Origin of the sequence: Amycolatopsis heterodermiae (assembly GCF_034929455.1) — a bacterium.
GTDB classification, from domain to species: Bacteria; Actinomycetota; Actinomycetes; order Mycobacteriales; family Pseudonocardiaceae; genus Amycolatopsis; species Amycolatopsis heterodermiae.
In genome coordinates this window covers 43,537-59,345 of record NZ_JAYFSI010000013.1, presented here as the reverse complement: position 1 = coordinate 59,345, position 15,809 = coordinate 43,537, and the positions used below count along the sequence as shown (strand labels likewise).

Sequence of the window (15,809 nt, the reverse complement as noted above, 5' to 3'; positions counted from 1 at the left end):
CACGCTAGCCGGAGCCTCCTTCGGGACGTTCAGACGCCCAGGGGTTCCGGGGTCGCGGCACCCCGGGCGAGCTCGCGTTCCTTCTCCCGGATCACCGGCAGCACGTGCTTCCCGAAGTGCTCGACGTCCTCCAGGTAGTGCAGGAAGCCGAGCAGCAGCAGGTTCGCCCCGCGCCGCTTGTACTCGATGGCGCGGTCGGCGATCTGCTCCGGCGTGCCGATCAGCCGGGTGCGGAAGCCGTCGTTGTACTGCACGAGGTCCTCGAACTCCGAGTCCGCCCACATGCCCTTGCTGTCCGAAGTGGACTTCCCGGCCTGCTTGACGGCGTTGCGGAAGCCCTCGACGGCGTCCTTGTTGGCCTTCTCGACGATCTCGCGCAGCACGGCCTTCGCCTCGCTCTCGGTCTCCCGGGCGATGAGGAAGCCGTTCAGTCCGAATCGGACGGTGTGGTCGTTCTCGGCCGCGTAGCCGTTCACTTCGGCGACCTGCTCGCTGAAGCCGTCGAAGTCCTTGCCGTTGCTGAAGTACCAGTCCGAGACGCGCCCGGCGAGCTTGCGCGCCGCCGTGGAGTTGCCGCCCTGGAAGATCTCCGGGTGCGGCGCGGCGACCGGCTTCGGCTTGATGTCGAAGTCGTGGATCCGGTAGAAGTCGCCGCGGAACTCGGCGTGGTCGTTCGTCCAGAGCTCCCGCAGCACGCGGATGAACTCCTCCGAACGCCGGTAGCGCTCGTCGTGCTCCAGCCAGGCTTCGCCGAGCCCGGTGAACTCGTCCTTGAACCAGCCGCTGACGACGTTCACCGCGGCACGGCCGCCGGAGATGACGTCGGCGCTGGCGATGAACTTCGCCAGCACACCGGGGTGCCACAGGCCGGGGTGCACGGCCGCGATCACCTTCAGCCGCTGCGTCGCGAGCAGCAGCGCCAGGCTGAACCCGGTGGACTCGTGCTGGTAGGACGCGCCGTAGCTGGCCGTGTAGCGGACCTGGGAGAGGGCGTACTCGAACCCCGTTGTCCTCGGCGAGCACGGCCAGTTCGCGGTTGTATTCGTAGCCCCAGTCGGTGCGCTGCTCGATGTCGCTCGTGACGAGCCCACCGCTCACGTTCGGGACCCAGTAGGCGAATTTCAGGGGTTCTTCGAGCGAAGCCATGGCCCGAGTAGAGCAACGACGTCGCAGGGGGTCAACGCGTGTCCACGCGCTGGGACTTCGCCAGCGCACCACCGAGTTCCGCCCGGCCGGGGATGCCGAGCTTGCGGTACGCACCGGACAGGTGCAGCTCGACCGTGCGGCGGGTGAGGTGCAGCGCCGTCGCGATCTCGCGGTTGGTCAGCCCCTGCGCGGCCATCACCGCGATGCGGTTCTCCTGCCGCGTGAGGCCGTGCTCGTTGTCCTTGGCCGGCGTCAGCGCGCGCCGCGACGACCGCAGCTCCTCCGCCGCGCGGCGGGCCAGCGGGCGCGCGCCGCAGTGTTCGCTCAGCTCGACCGCTTCGCGCAGCGTCTCGATGGCCTTTTCGGACTGACCGTGCCGCGACTGGAGCGCGCCCAGCTCGGTCAGCGCCGTCGCCAGCTGCAGCCGGGCCGGCGACGAGCGCAGCGCGGTGATCGCCTTGGTCAGCGCCCGCTCGGATTCGTCGTCCTCGCGGACGAGGCCCAAGGTCGTGAGGGCCGTGCCGAGCGGCCGCGCCGCGCCCCAGCGGGTCGACGCGGACATGTCCTCTTCCGCCAGCCGGGCCGCGTCGTCGGCCTGGCCGAGGGCGAGGGCCGCGCGGGCCGCGTGCGCGCGCCACGGGACGAACCCGGGGAACCGCATGCCGTGGTGCGCGAGCCGTCGTCCGCAGCTGAGCAGGTCCTCGAAGCCGAACCGGGTGTAGCCGGTGGCGACGCGCAGGCGGCCGCGCGCGTACAGCAGGTAGGTGTGGGTGAACAGGCCCTGGCTGGCGACGAAGTCCATCCGGTCCAGCAGCGACGTCGCCGCCTCGAACCGGCCCAGGTCGACCCAGCATTCGACGAGCTTCGCCGCGCACAGCACGCCGACCGGGCAGGTCGTCGTCGCGCCGCGCTCGTCGAACCGGCGCAGCAGCGACTCGAAGTGGACGCTCGCCCGCTGCAGGTCGCCGCTGGCCTGCAGCGCGATCCCGCGGGCCAGGGTCGGCAGCGCGCCCTGCGGGATGTGCACGTCCCACGGCTCGCGCTCGACGTCGAGGACCCGGCACAGCCGGTCGACGTGCACCGGCTCGTCCGCGAGCACCGCGGTCGCCAGCGTGAAGAAGTAGTGCTGCTCGAACAGGTCGCCGTCACCGCCGCCCAGCCTCTGGGGCGTGCCGTCTTCGGCCGGGGCCGAGACGTGGCTCAGCGCGTCGGCGAAGTGCGTGACGGCGTCCTGGGCCGACTCGCCGCTGCGGACCGCGTCGAGCGCCAGCAGTGCCGAGCGGCTCCGGCGCGCGGCCGGGTCGGTCAGCGGCGCCCACTGCTCCTCGAAGTCGCGGAACTCCGGCGGCGGGCCGAGCCTGCTGCCGGCCTCGGCCAGGTAGGTCATGCACAGCAGCGGCCAGACGGCGTCCGGGCCGCCGGCGTCGAGCCGCGCCGCGATCTGGCCGGCCGCGCTGATCGCCAGCCGGGCGTCCTGGCCGCCGCAGAGCGACAGCAGCATCGCGGTGGCGATGAACGCGGCGGTTTCCCGGCGGCCGATGTTGTCGACGGCCTCGCGCACCCGCACGGCGGCGGCCGGCGGGTCGAGCTGGAACTCGGCGTGCGCCAGCTGCAGCAGCACGGCCACCCGCCGCCCGGAGCTCAGCCGCTCGTCGAGGGCCCGCCGCAGGTACCGCGCGGCCAGGTCGGCCTCGCCGGCGAACAGGGCGTTGCGCGCGCCGAGGCGCAGCACGTCGACGCCCCAGGGGATCCGGACCGCGGTGGCGTCCAGCAGGTGCGCGGCGACGCGCTCGATCGGCGCGCCGGTCTCCGCCAGCAGCTTCGCGGCCCGGGCGTGGCTGACCGCCCGGGTCGTCTGCGGCATGTCCTTGAGCACGGAGTTGCGGACGAACGGGTAGGACAGCGACGGCTGGTTGCTGTTGTCGAGCACGTGCAGCCGGACCATGGTGTCGATCGCCTGCAGCGCGTCGAGCTCGTCGATGCCGGCGAGCTGGGCCAGCAGGTCGAAGCCCGCGTCCTGGCCGAGGATGGCGGCGGCCTGCAGGATTGCCGGGGCGTGCGGGAACTCGTGCATCCGGGTGTGGAGCACCTGGCCGATCAGTGACGAGCCGAGCGCGTGCGGGTCCGCGCCGGGCAGCAGCCGCGGCCGCAGCGCGTGCAGCAGGTACGGGTTGCCGCCGGTGGCCTCGCGGCAGGTGGACGCCAGCTCGCCGGGGGCGAGGCCCAGGATCTCCGCCGCGGCGGCGTCGCCGAGGCCGTTCAGGGTGATCGTGGCCGGGGTGCAGCCCGCCATCTCCAGCATCGCCACCTCGCGGTGCGGCGGGTGGCCGATGAGGGCGGTGAGTATGATCAACACCGGCAGGTCGAGCATGCGGTGCCGGATGTAGGCGAGGCAGCGCATCGACCAGGCGTCGGACAGGTGCACGTTGTCGATGCCGAGGAACAGCGGGCCCTGCTCGGCCGCGCGGCGCACGAGGTGGAAGAAGCGCTCGAGGGCTTCGCTCTCGCCGGCCGGTCCGCACTGCTCGGCCGGGTGCGCGGTTCGCGGGCGGGGTGACGCCGGGTCGGCGGTGAGGTCGTCCAGCGCGTCGGCCAGCTGCCGGGCCAGCCCGCCGGGCAGGTGGCTCTCGAGCCGCGACCCGGTGGCGATCGCGACGGCGAAGCCGGCGTCCGCGGCCAGGGCCGCGGCGGTGCGGAGCGTGGCGCTCTTGCCCATGCCGAACTCGCCGACCAGCACCGCGCTGGCCGCCGTGCCGCCGAGGGCGACCGGGAAAAGCCTGGTCAGGCGGCTGAGCTCGGGCTCGCGGCCGGGGAGCCGCGGGGCGGGACGCTTCGGTACCGAAGCCCCGCTGACGGGGTTCTCGGGATTTACTTCGGTATCCACCGTAAGGACTTTCATGTTGGGTTCGGGCAGACTACTGGAAACCGGCCGACCTCGGGAGATCCCGCAGGTGGGCGCCGGTGCCGGCCACGACCTGAGCAGGGGAGACCATGGACGCAGCGGTTGCGGACCGGTCCTTCCCGCAGGCCGGGCCCGGCGCGCACAGCGCCGTGACGCCGATGGCCAGCGCCACCAGTAGCAGCGTGCCGGTCGCCGAGCCGGGCCGCCGCCCGCCGAACAGGCACGACTTCCGGCGCGGGGCCGTGCCGTCGCCCGGCGGCAGGTAGCCGAGCCGGACCGCCTGCGCCAGCGCGCCGGTCACCGAGCGGAACTCGGCGACGCGGACCCGGCAGCGGGCACAGCCGCTCAGGTGCGCCTCGAACTCCCCCGGATCGTCGAGGACGCCGAGCCCGTAGGCCGCGGCGTCCTCGTGCAGCTCGTTCCCCTCCTTCATCGCACCGTCACTTCCCCGAGCGCCTTCCGCAATTGCCGCATCGCCGTGTACAACCGCGATTTCACGGTTCCCTCCGGAATTCCGAGAATTGTCGCCGCCTGGCGAACGGTGTTTCCGGCGAGGTATGTCTCGGTGATCACCGAGCGATATTTCTCGTCCAGTTCCGACATGGCCCGTGAAATCGTTAGTGCAGCTAACGAACTGTCGGCGCGGTCGGCTGATTCGGTGTTGTCCGGGATCTCCAGAGCGACCTCCTGCGGGCGGACCCGGCGATTTCGCCAGCCGTCGATGACGATCCGGCGGGCCACCGTGAGCAGCCAGCCTCGCAGCATTCCGGGCTCGCGTTCGAGGGTGTCGGAGTGCTGCCAGGCGCGGATCATGGTCTCCTGCACCACATCCTCGGTCCACTGCCGGTCGTAGTTGGTGAGGGACAACACCTGGCTGAACAGGGTCGTGCGGAAGTTCTTGTACAGCAACGGGATCAGATCTTCCGTTGGGTCGGCCACGGTGGTTCTGCCCAGTGCTTCCATGAATCTTCGCAACCTCACCTGACTGGCGGACTTATGCGCCAGCAGAGCGTAGCGCACAAGCACTTAATAGGCCATATGCATCAGTTTCCCCGTCTAATTGGATCCCGGTCGCTACGGCGAGTGCTCGCGGCCGGTTCAAAAACTGTCTTGTGATGCACGTCACAGTCTCTAAAAGGTGACGAGGAGAACCACGCAACGCCTTTTGCGCGTAGCTCCCGGTAAGGACCTCTTCGCGAAGGGACACGGAATGCCGCTCCGATTCGTGGCGCTGTTCGCGGCCACGGCCGCGCTGGTGCTCGGCGCCGCGCTGCCGGCCGCCGCGGGGGAGCTGCAGCAGACCGACCGCACCCTGATGACCCGGCTCAAGCAGCACTCGCTGTGGGCCGGGCCGGCCAGCACGCTGGCCGCCGAGCGTGCCGGCAACCGCCGGGTGCGCGACGTCGCCGGCCTCATCGCCGACGACCAGGCCCGCCTCGACGTTGCCCTCCGCGCGGCTGCGGACCGGGTCGCCGTGACCCTGCCCGCCGAGCCGACGGACCAGGAGCGCGCGTGGGCGGACGAGATCGCCGCGGACTCCGGCGACGAGTTCGACCGCGCCTACGTCAACCGCCTGCGCGCCGAGTACGGCGACCTCTTCGCCCTCGCCTCCGACGTCCGCGCCGGCACCCGCGACGACGACGTCCGCGCGTTCGCCCAGACCGCCGTCGACACCACGCTCGGGCACCTGACGCTGCTCGAGAGCACCGGGCTCGCCGAGACGACGTCCCTGCTCGTCCCCGCCACCGAGGACGACACGCTCGGCGGCGGCGACCTCGCGCTCGGCGCGGTGCTCGTCGCCCTCGCCACCGTGGGCACCTTCGGCCTGCTCCGCCTCCTCGGATCTCCCGCCACGACCCCGCCGCGCCCCCGGAGGTAAGCCGCTCCATGTCCTTGTCAGCCGCGCTGAACACCGCGTCGTCGCCGCACGACGCCGGGATCGCCGAGGCCGCCGCGTTGTCCGGCCGCCTCACCTACCTCTGCATGTGCCTCACCCTGTGCTGGGGCGTCCTGGCCGCCGCGGGCTGGGTACGCCGGTTCAGCGGCCAGGACGCCGTGCGCTCCGGCCACGTCGTGCTCGCCGCGTTCACCCTCGCCACCGGCACCCTGCACGGGCTGACGTTCCTCTTCCTCGACGACGACGCGTTCGGCTTCGCCGACCTGCTCCTGCCGTTCTACGACGGCACCACGCGGCACGCGCTCGGCATCGCCGGCTTCGAGCTGGTCGTCGCGGTCTCGGTGACGGCCGGGCTGCGCCGTGGCGCGCGTGAGGGCCGGTGGCTGCGCTTCCACCAGTTCGGCTACCTGGCGATCGGCCTGCTCGCGGTGCACGCCTGGCTCGGCGCGGTCTCCAGCGGGCACCTCGCGATCGTCTGGCTCGCGGGGATCACCGCGAGCGTCCCGCCGGTCGTGCTGTCGATGCTGCGCGTGCTGCCCGCGGCGGCGCTCGTCCGCGCCGGGCTGATCGCGCCGACGCCCTCCGACGTGGACGTGGACGACGACGCCGTCATGCGGATCACCGTCGACAGCCACCGCTGCCACGCCTACGGCGTCTGCCAGTCGGAGGCACCCCAGGTCTTCCGGCTCGGCCACGACGGGCAGCTGGAGTACGAGAAACGGCCGGAGGCCCGGCTGACACCCCACGTCCGGGCCGCCGCACGCGCCTGTCCCATGCGAGCCATCCACCTGTTGGGAGCCACCCGATGACCGAACGGATCGTCATCGCCGGAGCCGGCCTCGCCGGCTTGCGTGCCGCGGAGCGGGTGCGCGAACTCGGGTTCGACGGCGAGGTCGTCGTCATCGGCGCCGAGCCCGACATCGCCTACCACCGCCCGGCGCTGTCCAAGAGCCTGCTCACCGGCGCCGTCAGCCGCGCCGACACGCTGCTGGCCGACCCGCTGGAGGTGGACGCCGAGTGGCGGTTCGCCACCGCCGTCACGGGCCTGTCGCCGAACCGCCAGGTCGTCCACCTCGCCGACGAGGAGCTCCGCTACGACGGGCTGGTCATCGCCACCGGCGTCGAACCCCGCCGCCTGCCGGGCGCGCCGCACGGCCACCCGCGGGTCGTCGTCGTCCGGACCCTGTCCGACACGATCGCGCTGCAGCGCGCCCTGCTCACCAGCCCCGGCCCGGTCGCCGTCGTCGGCGACGGCCTCATCGGCTGCGAAGTCGCGTCCAGCCTCCGGGAGATGGGCCGCGACGTCGTCCTGTTCGGACGGCCCCGCGCGCTGCTGGCTGACGTCCTCGGCCCCGACATCGGCGAGTGGCTCACCGCGCTGCACACCGCCCGCGGCGTCCGCCTCGAGCTCGGCACGACGATCCGGCGCTGGCGTCCGGCGCCCGCCGGCGTCGGCATCGAGTTCGCCGACGGCCGGGCCATCGACGTCGCCGCCGTCGTGGTCGCCGTCGGCAGCGTCCCGGCGGTGTCCTGGCTGCGCGGCGCCAAGCTCCCGCTCGACGACGGCGTCGTCTGCGGGCCGACGTGCCACGTCGTCGGCTCGAGCACGATCGTCGCCGCCGGGGACGTCGCCCGCTGGCCCAACCTGCGCTTCGGCCCGGTGCCGCAGCGCGACCAGCACTGGCTCAACGCGGTCGAGATGAGCCGCGCGGCCGCCGCGAACCTGCTCGCCGGGCCGCAGGGCTCGCCGGCCTTCACGCCGGTGCCGCGCTACTGGTCCGAGCAGCACGGCGTCCGGATCCAGGTCGCCGGCCGCCCGATGCTCGGCACCGACACCGTGCTGCTGGAGTCCCCGGCCCCCGGCACCCGCCCGATCACCGGGTTCGTCCGGGACGGCGTGCTCGTCGGGCTGATCGGCCTCGACAGCCCCGCCGCCGTCGTGCACTGGACGGCCGAGCTCGCCCGGCAGCAGGCGCACGGGGCCGAACCCCGTCCCGCGCCCGAGATCGTCCGCCCGCGTCACGGTGGCGCGTACGACCACCGCAGTGCCGTCGCGGGGTGGTGAGAGCCGCGCGGGTACGCTTCTCCGCGCGGACGAGCTGGCAGGGCGGTCGCGGGCCGGGGCGACCCGGCTCGAGGAAAGTCCGGACTCCACAGGGCTGGGTGGTTGCTAACGGCAACCCGGGGTGACTCGCGGGAAAGTGCCACAGAAAACAGACCGCCCCGGTCCGTGCTTCATGTGGACCGGGGTAAGGGTGAAACGGTGGTGTAAGAGACCACCAGCGTCCCGGGCGACCGGGACGGCTAGGTAAACCCCACCCGGAGCAAGGCCAAGAGGGAGCTCACGAGCTCCTGCGCAGGCGTTCGAGGACGGCCCGTCCGAGTCTGCGGGTAGGCCGCTGGAGCCTGCCGGCGACGGCAGGCCGAGATGGATGGCCGCCGCCCCGGAGCCGCAAGGCGACCGGGGAACAGGATCCGGCTTACATGCCAGCTCGTCCGCACCTTCGAGGCTCGTGCCAAGTGGTTACCCGGGGGTAGGGTGCCCGCATGGCGGGAAACGAGAAGCAGTTCAAGTCGGCTTTCGACTCCTTGCACGCGCTGGCCTACTTCGCCCCCGAAGTCGACGCCGCCCTCACCGGGATCGGGCTGCGACCGGGGCGGATGCCCTACTTCGCCGGCCGCTCCGCCGCCATGGGCCCGGTCGGCCCCGAGGTCGTCGCGGCCACGTTCTACAACTTCAACCCCGAGGTCGTCGCGCGGGTGATCCCGCGGGCCTGGACGCTGGCCACGCCCGAACAGGTCCTCGAAGCCCGCCTCGACGGCGTCGACAAGGTGCTCACCCGGCTCCTCGGCGACGACACCCTCAAGGGCGAAGAGGTCGCCGAGGCCGCCGAACTCGCCCGTGAGGCCTCCGCCGGGTGCACCGCCGAAGGCCGCCCGCTCTACGCCGCGCACACCGCGCTGCCCTGGCCCGAGCAGCCGCACCTGGCCCTCTGGCACGCCCTCACACTGGTGCGCGAGTACCGCGGTGACGGCCACGTCGCCGCGCTCGTGCTCAACGGCCTCAGCGGCGTCGAGGCCGTCGTCACGCACGTCGCCACCGGCCACGGCTTCACGACCGACGCGGCCAAGCTCACCCGCGGCTGGAGCGACGAGCAGTGGGCCGCCGCGAAGGCCGGCCTGGCGGACCGCGGCATCCTCGACGCCGAAGGCGAGCTGACCGAGGCGGGCGTCGCGCTGCGCGACCGGATCGAAGTCGCCACGGAGGCCGCCGCGACCGGCCCGTGGGACCACCTCGGCCCGGAGAAGACGGCCCGGCTCGAAGCGCTGTGCCGCGACCTCACGCGGCAGGCCGTCGCGGCGGGTGCCTTCCCGGACGGAGTGTTCGCCCGGCGGCGCGCCTGAGGATGCTGCGCCGACTTTCGGTGGGCACCCGGAGTGACGCTCGACCGGGAAGGCCGGCCGGCCTGATCGCCGGAGTTCCGAGTCCCGTCCGCCGGTGAAGCTCGTCCTGCGTCCGGCCGTCGTGCCTACTGCGGCCGGATGCGTCAGGCGGGTACGCGTCTGAATGGAGCAAGATCACGCTATGTAGTGAAACTTGTGTGAGGTCTTGAACACCTAGTGACGGACGTTCGCGTTCGTGAAGATCGGGTACTCGGCCGAACGGTCCACTGGGCGTCACAGTGTGGACTCCCGCAAGGCCGCCGTTCGGGTCGTGTCACACTGTTTCCGGCCCGGCGATGGTCACAAGCCGGGTACGCAAAGTGAGCAATTCTCTGCCAAGAGAGTGAGTTCGGCACTGCGACGAAAACGATGGGCGGCCGGGCTTTGACCGGAGGACCCTTGCCGCGATGATGGTGGGCGTGGAGATTTCGGGTAACAAGCGCGCCGTCCCGGTTGAGCAGCGAGCCGGTACCTACTCAGCGCGCTTTGACCGCTACCCCTCGTAGCCGCCATGATGTTGTTCGAAGCACTGCCTGAGCCAGAACCGCGCGGCCCCCACCGCGCACCGGGAGTAACGCGATGATGACCTTGACCACCCTCGACACGCTGGCCGCCGGCGAGCTGGGCACCGGAAACGTGCGCCAGTGGCTGCTCGACAACGTCATCCCCCTGGTGCTGCTGGCCGTCGCACTCCTGCTCCTGTGGCTCGGCGGCGGCAAGGGCGACAACGCCGGCGTCATGCGCCGGCTGGCGGGCGTGGTCATCGCGCTCGCCATCATCGGGCTCGCGGTCAGCGGCGCCGGCGTCAACGTGGGCCAGTGGATCGCCGGCCTGTTCACCGGCTGAGACGGGGTCCACGTGCGGATCAGGACTGATGACGAGGTCTACCGGGTCGACGCCGTCTGGCTCGGCCCGCCGAAAGCGACTTTTCCCTGGAGGGCCCGCTACGTCGCGTGGCTCATCGGCATCCCGGTGTTCTTCCTGGTGCTCGGCGTCGAACGCTGGGCCGGGTGGAGCTTCGGGTTCTTCTCGACGGCGTGGGCGTTCATCGCGACCATCGTGGTGACCCGGCTGCTGACGGCCAAGATCAGCCACGAGCGGCCGCTCGGCACCGTGGTCGCGATGGCCGGGCGCGAGCTCAACACGCCGAGGGAGCTGACCACGGGCACGGGTGGCGCCGTCAGCGCCAGTCGCGTCCGGGTACGGGCGGAGCGCCCGTTGCCGAAGCACCGTCGGAGACGGCAGTACCGGCACCACGGCTCAGCGCCGGGTGCCGTCGTCCAGGGAGCACCACGAGCGCGCCCGAGCCGCAGTGCGGCCCGGGCCGGGAGGTAGTCGTTGTTCGGTCGCGGCGGTAGCCGAGGTAAAGGTCGGGACGCTCACTCTGGCGCGTGGCAACCGCCCGAGCAGGTCCGCGCGGCGCGGAACGGTTCGGGCGGTGGCAGCACCAAGGGCCGTCGCCTGCCCGGTGAGCAGGCGATCCCCGCGTACACCCCGTCGATCGCGGTGCGCAGCATCGACGGGCACCTGGTCCGCACCGGGTACGAGGTCTACGCCTGGTACCGGCTGGCGCCGCAGCGCTGGTCGTTCCGCTCCGACTCGCAGCGCCGCGACCTCGTCGCGGCCATCGCCGGGCAGTACGCCGAGCTGCAGGGCCGCTGGCTGCACCTGCGTGTGACGAACCGGCCGTACCCGATCCGGATGTGGGCCGAGGCGCACGTCTACAACGCCCACGGCCGCCCCAACGACGTCCCGGGCGCGCTGTCCTTCGACGACTACCTGATCGGCGAGCAGCAGCAGCTGATGGGCCGCTCGATGGCCGAAAAAGAGGTCTACCTGGGTGTCCAGGTGCAGACCCGCCGGATGGTCGACCGCGCGGTCGAGCGGGCCGCGCCGGTGCTGCGCAAGATCCTGCCCGAGGCCGTCGACGCCGAGCTGGCCGCGCTGGACTCCGAGGTCGAGCACCTCGACCAGGTCATCGGCAGCGCCGGGCTCGAAGGCCGTCCGGTGCACGCCGAGGAGATGTCCTGGCTGATGCACCGCTCGTGCTCGCTCGGCCTGCCCGCGCCGCGGAACATGCCCGCGGTGCCCGGTGCGGCCTGGGAGCCCGAGGACCTGGCCAGCTTCACCGACGCCGCCGACTACTACGCCGACCCGTACGCGCCGACCGTGACCGTCCGCGGCCGCACCGGCTCCAACGCCGGCGTCTCGCGGCACCTGGCGATCTTGACGGTGGGGCAGATGCACGGCCTGCAGATCCCCGAGGTCGACGACCCGTGGATCCAGCACGCCGACCGGCTGCCCGCGGCGGTCGAGGTGTCGGCGCGGATCTACGTCCGGCGTCCCGAAGAGGTCGCCAGCGAGCTGCAGCGCCAGATGAACAAGGTGCGTTCGCAGGTCAAGCACTACACCGACGAGCACGAGCTGGAGCCGCCGCAGTCGCTGTCGCGCCAGGCCGGGCGGGTGCTGGAGATCGACGACGAGATGACGTCGGGCTTCACCGCGCTCGCCACCCGCGTGCGCAGCTGGTGGCGGCTGGCGGTGTCCGGCCCGACCGAGCGCGACGCGCTGCGCCTGGCCCAGCAGCTGCTCGACCTGTACAAGCCGAAGATCGCCATCGAGCACCCGGAGGCCCAGTACGCGCTCGCGCGGGAGTTCATCCCGGGTGAGCCGCTGGCGTCGGCCGCGTACATGCGCCGCGGCTCGGTCGTCTGGGGCGCCTCGGCGGTGCCGACGGCGACCGCGGAGGTCGGCGACCGGCGCGGCATCCTGCTCGGCGAGACCTGCACGGCGACCCGGCGCCCGGTGGCCTGGGACCCGTGGATGGCCCAGGAGATCCGCGACGGCTCCGGCCTGACCGCGATGGTCGCCGGCCTGGGTGCCGGCAAGTCGTTCCTCGGCGGCGGCATCGTCTACAAGACGCTGCGGGCCGGGGCGAGCTGGACGCTGCTGGACCCGTCGGGCCCGCTGTCACGCCTGTGCGACCTGCCGGAGCTGCGGCCGTACGCGCGGCCGATCAACCTGCTCAACGCCCAGCCCGGCATCCTCAACCCGTACCGGGTGGTCGCCGAGCCGCTGATCGAGCACTTCATGGACGAGGACGACCCCGAGCGCTCCTGGCGCCGGGAGAAGGCCCTGGCCGGCGCTACCCGACGGCGTCTCGTGCTGGACGTCCTCACCGGCGTGCTGCCGTACGAGGTGTCGCGGATGGCGCAGACCCGGATCGTGCTGCTGCGCGCGGTCCGGACCGTCGGCGGTCGCTTCGACGCCGACCCCGGCCAGGTGATCGACGCCCTGCGGCGCGATTCCAGCGAGCACCACGAGCACGCGGGCGTCGTCGCGGACTTCCTCGACGAGATGCGCGAGCGGATGGCGCTGCTCATCCCGGAGTCCGACGCCGACCCGTACGCCGAAACCCGTGACGACCGGCTGACCGTGCTGACCATGGCGGGCCTGACCCTGCCGAAGGACGGCGTCCCGCGCGAGTACTGGACGGACGCGGAGTCCCTCGGCGTCGAGATGCTGAACCTGGCGGCGTGGCTGACCCAGCGATCGGTGTACGAGAAGCCGAAGGAGATGCGCAAGGGCGTCTGGATCGACGAGGCGTTCTTCCTGTCCGAGGTGCCGACCGGGCGCGTGCTGATGAACCGCTTCGCGCGTGACTCGCGCAAGTGGAACGTCCGCGTGCTGCTGTCCTCGCAGATCCCGGCGGACTTCCTGAAGATCCAGGGTTTCGTGACCCTGCTGGACTCGGTGTTCGTCGGCCGCCTCGACGACGACGACGCCCAGGCCGACGCGCTGCGCCTGCTGAAGGTGCCGGTGGGCGTCGGTTACGAGCAGGTGGTCGCGGCCCTGGGCCGCCGCCCGGGCGCCGCCCAGCGCGGCCTGGAGCGCGACATCGAGCCTCGCCAGTTCATCTTCGGCGACGGCGCCGGCGGCGTGGAGCGCATCCGCGTCGACTTCTCCGGCCCGCACCTGGACCACCTGCGCCGGGTGATGGACACGACCCCGGGCTCGAAGGACGCGGCCAAGCCGCGCCCGGGCACGGAGCTGGCCCTGCCGAAGAACCCTTCGGAGGAGAAGCCGTTCGTCGCATCCCCGCCGGAGGACGACATCGAGCTGGAGCAGGACTTCGAGCTGGCGGCCGAGCTGGAGGTCGGCCTGGCCGACGAAAACCTCCTGGGCGCCCCGGACCCCTTGGCGTCGGAGACCGGCGAGGTCCAAGGAGACGTCCAGCAACCCCCGAACGGAACGGGACCAGGCCAGAACGGCCACGGCGGGCAGCAGCACGCCCGCACGGGCGGGAAGGGCGGCACCGGCCGGGACGCCGCATGAGTACCTTGCTGACGCTGGCGGTGCTGCTGACGTTGGCAGCCGGATGGAACGCCCTCAAGCGCCGGATCAAGGACGGTCCGCGACGACCCGGCAGGCGCACCCCGAGCCGCAAGGCGACGATGTTCGCCGTCATGCTGGTCCTCGGCCTGCAGGCCATCGCGACCGCGCCGGCGGCGAGCGCGGCCGCGTGCGGTGAGGCACCGAACCCCGAACGTCCCGGCGCGGGCATGGTCGGCGCCATCGACCCGGCCGAAGGCCACGGCGAGGCGGGCAGCCCGTACGTCGACTACAGCTACGCCGGGTTAGTCTGGAACACCTTCGAGACGAACTGCTCCGGGCTGAGCATCACCCCGGCCGGCTCGACGCTCGACACCTGGGGCGGCAACCAGCTGTTCAACCTGGGCAAGAACATCGTCGGCGCGACGAACTCGCTGCACTACACCGTGCTCGAGGGCGGCCTGCTCAATCCCTTGTACAGCGCGGTGAAGTCGGGCGCGGAGAAGGTCTACAACAACATCTACGCCCAGTTGTTCGGCCTGGTCGCGCTGATCCTGTCGATCATGATGTTCCGCAACATCTGGCGCGGCGACCTCGCCGCGGTCAGCAAGCGCGCGTTGTACGCGATGGCCGGGATCTGGCTGGCCGCGTCGTCGCTGGCGATGCTGCGGTACTTCGACCCGATCGACAAAGCGATCGTGCAGACGACCACGAACATCCAGGCGGGGTTCGTCGACGACTCCGACAACCGGGTCATCCGGCACGTGCTGCCGACGAACCTGCACAACGAGATCGTCTACAAGAACTGGCTGCGCGGGGAGTTCGGCTCACCGACCGCGCCGCAGGCCGACCAGTTCGGCCGCCCGCTGCTGGACGCGCAGGCGTTCACGTGGGGCCAGCTGCGCAACGGCGACGACGGCAACCAGGGTGTCATCGACGGCAAGAAGAACTCCTACAAGGACATCTCCACCAAGCTCGGCCCGGCCACCGGGTACTTCACCGGTGAGGCCGGCGGCCGCACCGGGGCCGGGTTCCTGTCCCTCGGCCAGGCCATCGTCTACTCGCTCTTCCAGCTGCTCGCCAAGGCGTCCGTGCTGCTCGCGCAGGTCCTGATCCGGCTCTTCGCGCTCACCGCGCCGCTGATCGGGCTCGTCGCGCTGCTGCACCAGGACATCCTGCGCCGCGTGCTGAAGGTCGCCGGCGGGGTCGCGTTCAACCTCGTGGTGCTCTCGGTGCTCGCCGGCGTGCACGCGCTGCTGCTGCAGGCGATCTTCGACGCCTCGAACTCGCTCAACATGCTCACGCAGATGGTGCTCGCCGGGCTGATCACCGTGCTGCTGTTCATGGTCGGGCGTCCGGTGCGGCGGCTGTGGCAGATGGTCGAGATGTCGGTCAGCATGGTCGGCGCCGCGGTGCCGTCGCCCGGCGGCGGGGTCTTCTCCCGCTTCCGGCGCAACCGCAGCGGCCCCACCCCGCAGGACGAGTTCTGGCAGAACGTGCGCGACACCGACGACGTCGTCGACGGCGAGCAGCGTGGCCCGATGGGCGCGACCGTCGGCGGTGGCCGGTTCCGGCCGGAGGCGACGATCTTCGCCAACGCCCAGCGCCTCGACAACGGCTCGGGCGCGTCCCGTCCGGCCGCCGCGTGGTCGGGTGCCTGGCCGGGGGCCGTCAACGGCGGCCGGGCCGGCGCGCTGCCCGCGGGCGGACGTCCCGGCGCTCCGGTGTTCGGCCAGTACAACCCGGCCGGCGGTGACCCCGGCGAGTACGTCGTCGTCGGCGCCGGTGGTCACCCGACGGTGCGGGGCCAGGAGAGCCGGCGCGTCGACACCTCCCCGGTGGCCGACCGGCGCTGGAGCGACGAGCCCGAACCGGTCGTCGTGCCGTCCGACCTCCGCACGCCGGAGACCGGGTTCAGTGACTACGTCCCGCCGGACGCGCCGCGGACGCCGGGCGTGCGGGCGCAGCCGCGCCGCGTCGACCCCGAAGTCGTCGCCGGCAAGCCGGTCTTCGTCCTGTACCGGCCGTCGCGGGGCATCGAAGTCCGCGAGGAACCGCGGGACACCGACAGCGTCATGGGGCGGTGAC

11 protein-coding genes, 1 other RNA gene and 1 pseudogene are annotated in these 15,809 nt (G+C 72.0%); 9 read left to right on the top strand and 4 right to left on the bottom strand.

The window, feature by feature from the left end:
- Positions 1-29 precede the first annotated feature (29 nt).
- The 4 genes and pseudogenes from sfnG to VA596_RS39510 form a co-directional block, all read right to left on the bottom strand.
- Positions 30-1,146 (bottom strand): annotated as a pseudogene (gene sfnG / locus VA596_RS39525) (dimethylsulfone monooxygenase SfnG).
- Positions 1,147-1,177: 31 nt separating this feature from the next.
- Positions 1,178-4,030 (bottom strand): helix-turn-helix transcriptional regulator, encoded by a 2,853-nt coding sequence (locus VA596_RS39520; protein WP_323334375.1) that lies wholly within the window; start codon positions 4,028-4,030, stop codon positions 1,178-1,180.
- Positions 4,031-4,061: 31 nt separating this feature from the next.
- Positions 4,062-4,481, bottom strand: coding sequence for a hypothetical protein (locus VA596_RS39515; protein WP_323334374.1), 420 nt, complete (start codon positions 4,479-4,481; stop codon positions 4,062-4,064).
- Complete coding sequence (locus tag VA596_RS39510; protein WP_323334373.1) at positions 4,478-5,011, bottom strand: sigma-70 family RNA polymerase sigma factor; 534 nt, start codon at positions 5,009-5,011, stop codon at positions 4,478-4,480. The genes VA596_RS39515 and VA596_RS39510 overlap by 4 nt, the downstream gene beginning before the upstream one ends.
- 247 nt (positions 5,012-5,258) lie before the next feature.
- On the opposite strand from VA596_RS39510, the gene VA596_RS39505 reads away from it, so the two are divergent.
- The 9 genes from VA596_RS39505 to VA596_RS39465 all read left to right on the top strand — a co-directional run bounded on the left by VA596_RS39505 (position 5,259) and on the right by VA596_RS39465 (position 15,808).
- Positions 5,259-5,927 carry a DUF4142 domain-containing protein gene (locus VA596_RS39505; RefSeq protein ID WP_323334371.1) on the top strand — a complete coding sequence of 223 codons (669 nt, stop codon included), beginning with the start codon at positions 5,259-5,261 and terminating at the stop codon, positions 5,925-5,927.
- Positions 5,928-5,935: 8 nt separating this feature from the next.
- Positions 5,936-6,754, top strand: a complete 819-nt coding sequence (locus tag VA596_RS39500; protein ID WP_323334369.1) for a 4Fe-4S domain-containing protein — start codon at positions 5,936-5,938, stop codon at positions 6,752-6,754.
- Entirely contained in the window at positions 6,751-8,010 is a 1,260-nt protein-coding gene (locus tag VA596_RS39495) for an NAD(P)/FAD-dependent oxidoreductase (RefSeq protein ID WP_323334367.1), read from the top strand. The genes VA596_RS39500 and VA596_RS39495 overlap by 4 nt, the downstream gene beginning before the upstream one ends.
- A 30-nt stretch (positions 8,011-8,040) precedes the next feature.
- Positions 8,041-8,444, top strand: an RNA gene (gene rnpB / locus VA596_RS39490) — RNase P RNA component class A.
- A gap of 48 nt (positions 8,445-8,492) precedes the next feature.
- Positions 8,493-9,350: an SCO6745 family protein gene (locus tag VA596_RS39485; protein ID WP_323334366.1), complete on the top strand. Its 858-nt coding sequence runs from the start codon at positions 8,493-8,495 to the stop codon at positions 9,348-9,350.
- 618 nt (positions 9,351-9,968) lie between these two features.
- A complete protein-coding gene (locus tag VA596_RS39480) occupies positions 9,969-10,235 on the top strand; it encodes a hypothetical protein (protein ID WP_004562703.1) in 267 nt (88 codons plus the stop codon).
- 12 nt (positions 10,236-10,247) lie between these two features.
- Complete coding sequence (locus VA596_RS39475; protein WP_323334362.1) at positions 10,248-10,724, top strand: hypothetical protein; 477 nt, start codon at positions 10,248-10,250, stop codon at positions 10,722-10,724.
- Positions 10,725-10,727: 3 nt separating this feature from the next.
- Positions 10,728-13,724 carry an ATP-binding protein gene (locus VA596_RS39470; protein ID WP_323334360.1) on the top strand — a complete coding sequence of 999 codons (2,997 nt, stop codon included), beginning with the start codon at positions 10,728-10,730 and terminating at the stop codon, positions 13,722-13,724.
- The gene (locus VA596_RS39465) at positions 13,721-15,808 is read left to right on the top strand and encodes a magnesium transporter (protein WP_323334358.1); all 2,088 of its coding nucleotides are present in this window, start codon (positions 13,721-13,723) and stop codon (positions 15,806-15,808) included. The genes VA596_RS39470 and VA596_RS39465 overlap by 4 nt, the downstream gene beginning before the upstream one ends.
- Position 15,809 lies beyond the last annotated feature (1 nt).

Coding starts and splice junctions, on each gene's coding strand:
- VA596_RS39480 (WP_004562703.1), top strand. CDS start 9,969: ATGATGACCTTGACCACCCTCGACACGCTGGCCGCCGGCGAGCTGGGC.
- VA596_RS39505 (WP_323334371.1), top strand. CDS start 5,259: ATGCCGCTCCGATTCGTGGCGCTGTTCGCGGCCACGGCCGCGCTGGTG.
- VA596_RS39495 (WP_323334367.1), top strand. CDS start 6,751: ATGACCGAACGGATCGTCATCGCCGGAGCCGGCCTCGCCGGCTTGCGT.
- VA596_RS39485 (WP_323334366.1), top strand. CDS start 8,493: ATGGCGGGAAACGAGAAGCAGTTCAAGTCGGCTTTCGACTCCTTGCAC.
- VA596_RS39515 (WP_323334374.1), bottom strand. CDS start 4,481: ATGAAGGAGGGGAACGAGCTGCACGAGGACGCCGCGGCCTACGGGCTC.
- VA596_RS39510 (WP_323334373.1), bottom strand. CDS start 5,011: ATGGAAGCACTGGGCAGAACCACCGTGGCCGACCCAACGGAAGATCTG.
- VA596_RS39465 (WP_323334358.1), top strand. CDS start 13,721: ATGAGTACCTTGCTGACGCTGGCGGTGCTGCTGACGTTGGCAGCCGGA.
- VA596_RS39500 (WP_323334369.1), top strand. CDS start 5,936: ATGTCCTTGTCAGCCGCGCTGAACACCGCGTCGTCGCCGCACGACGCC.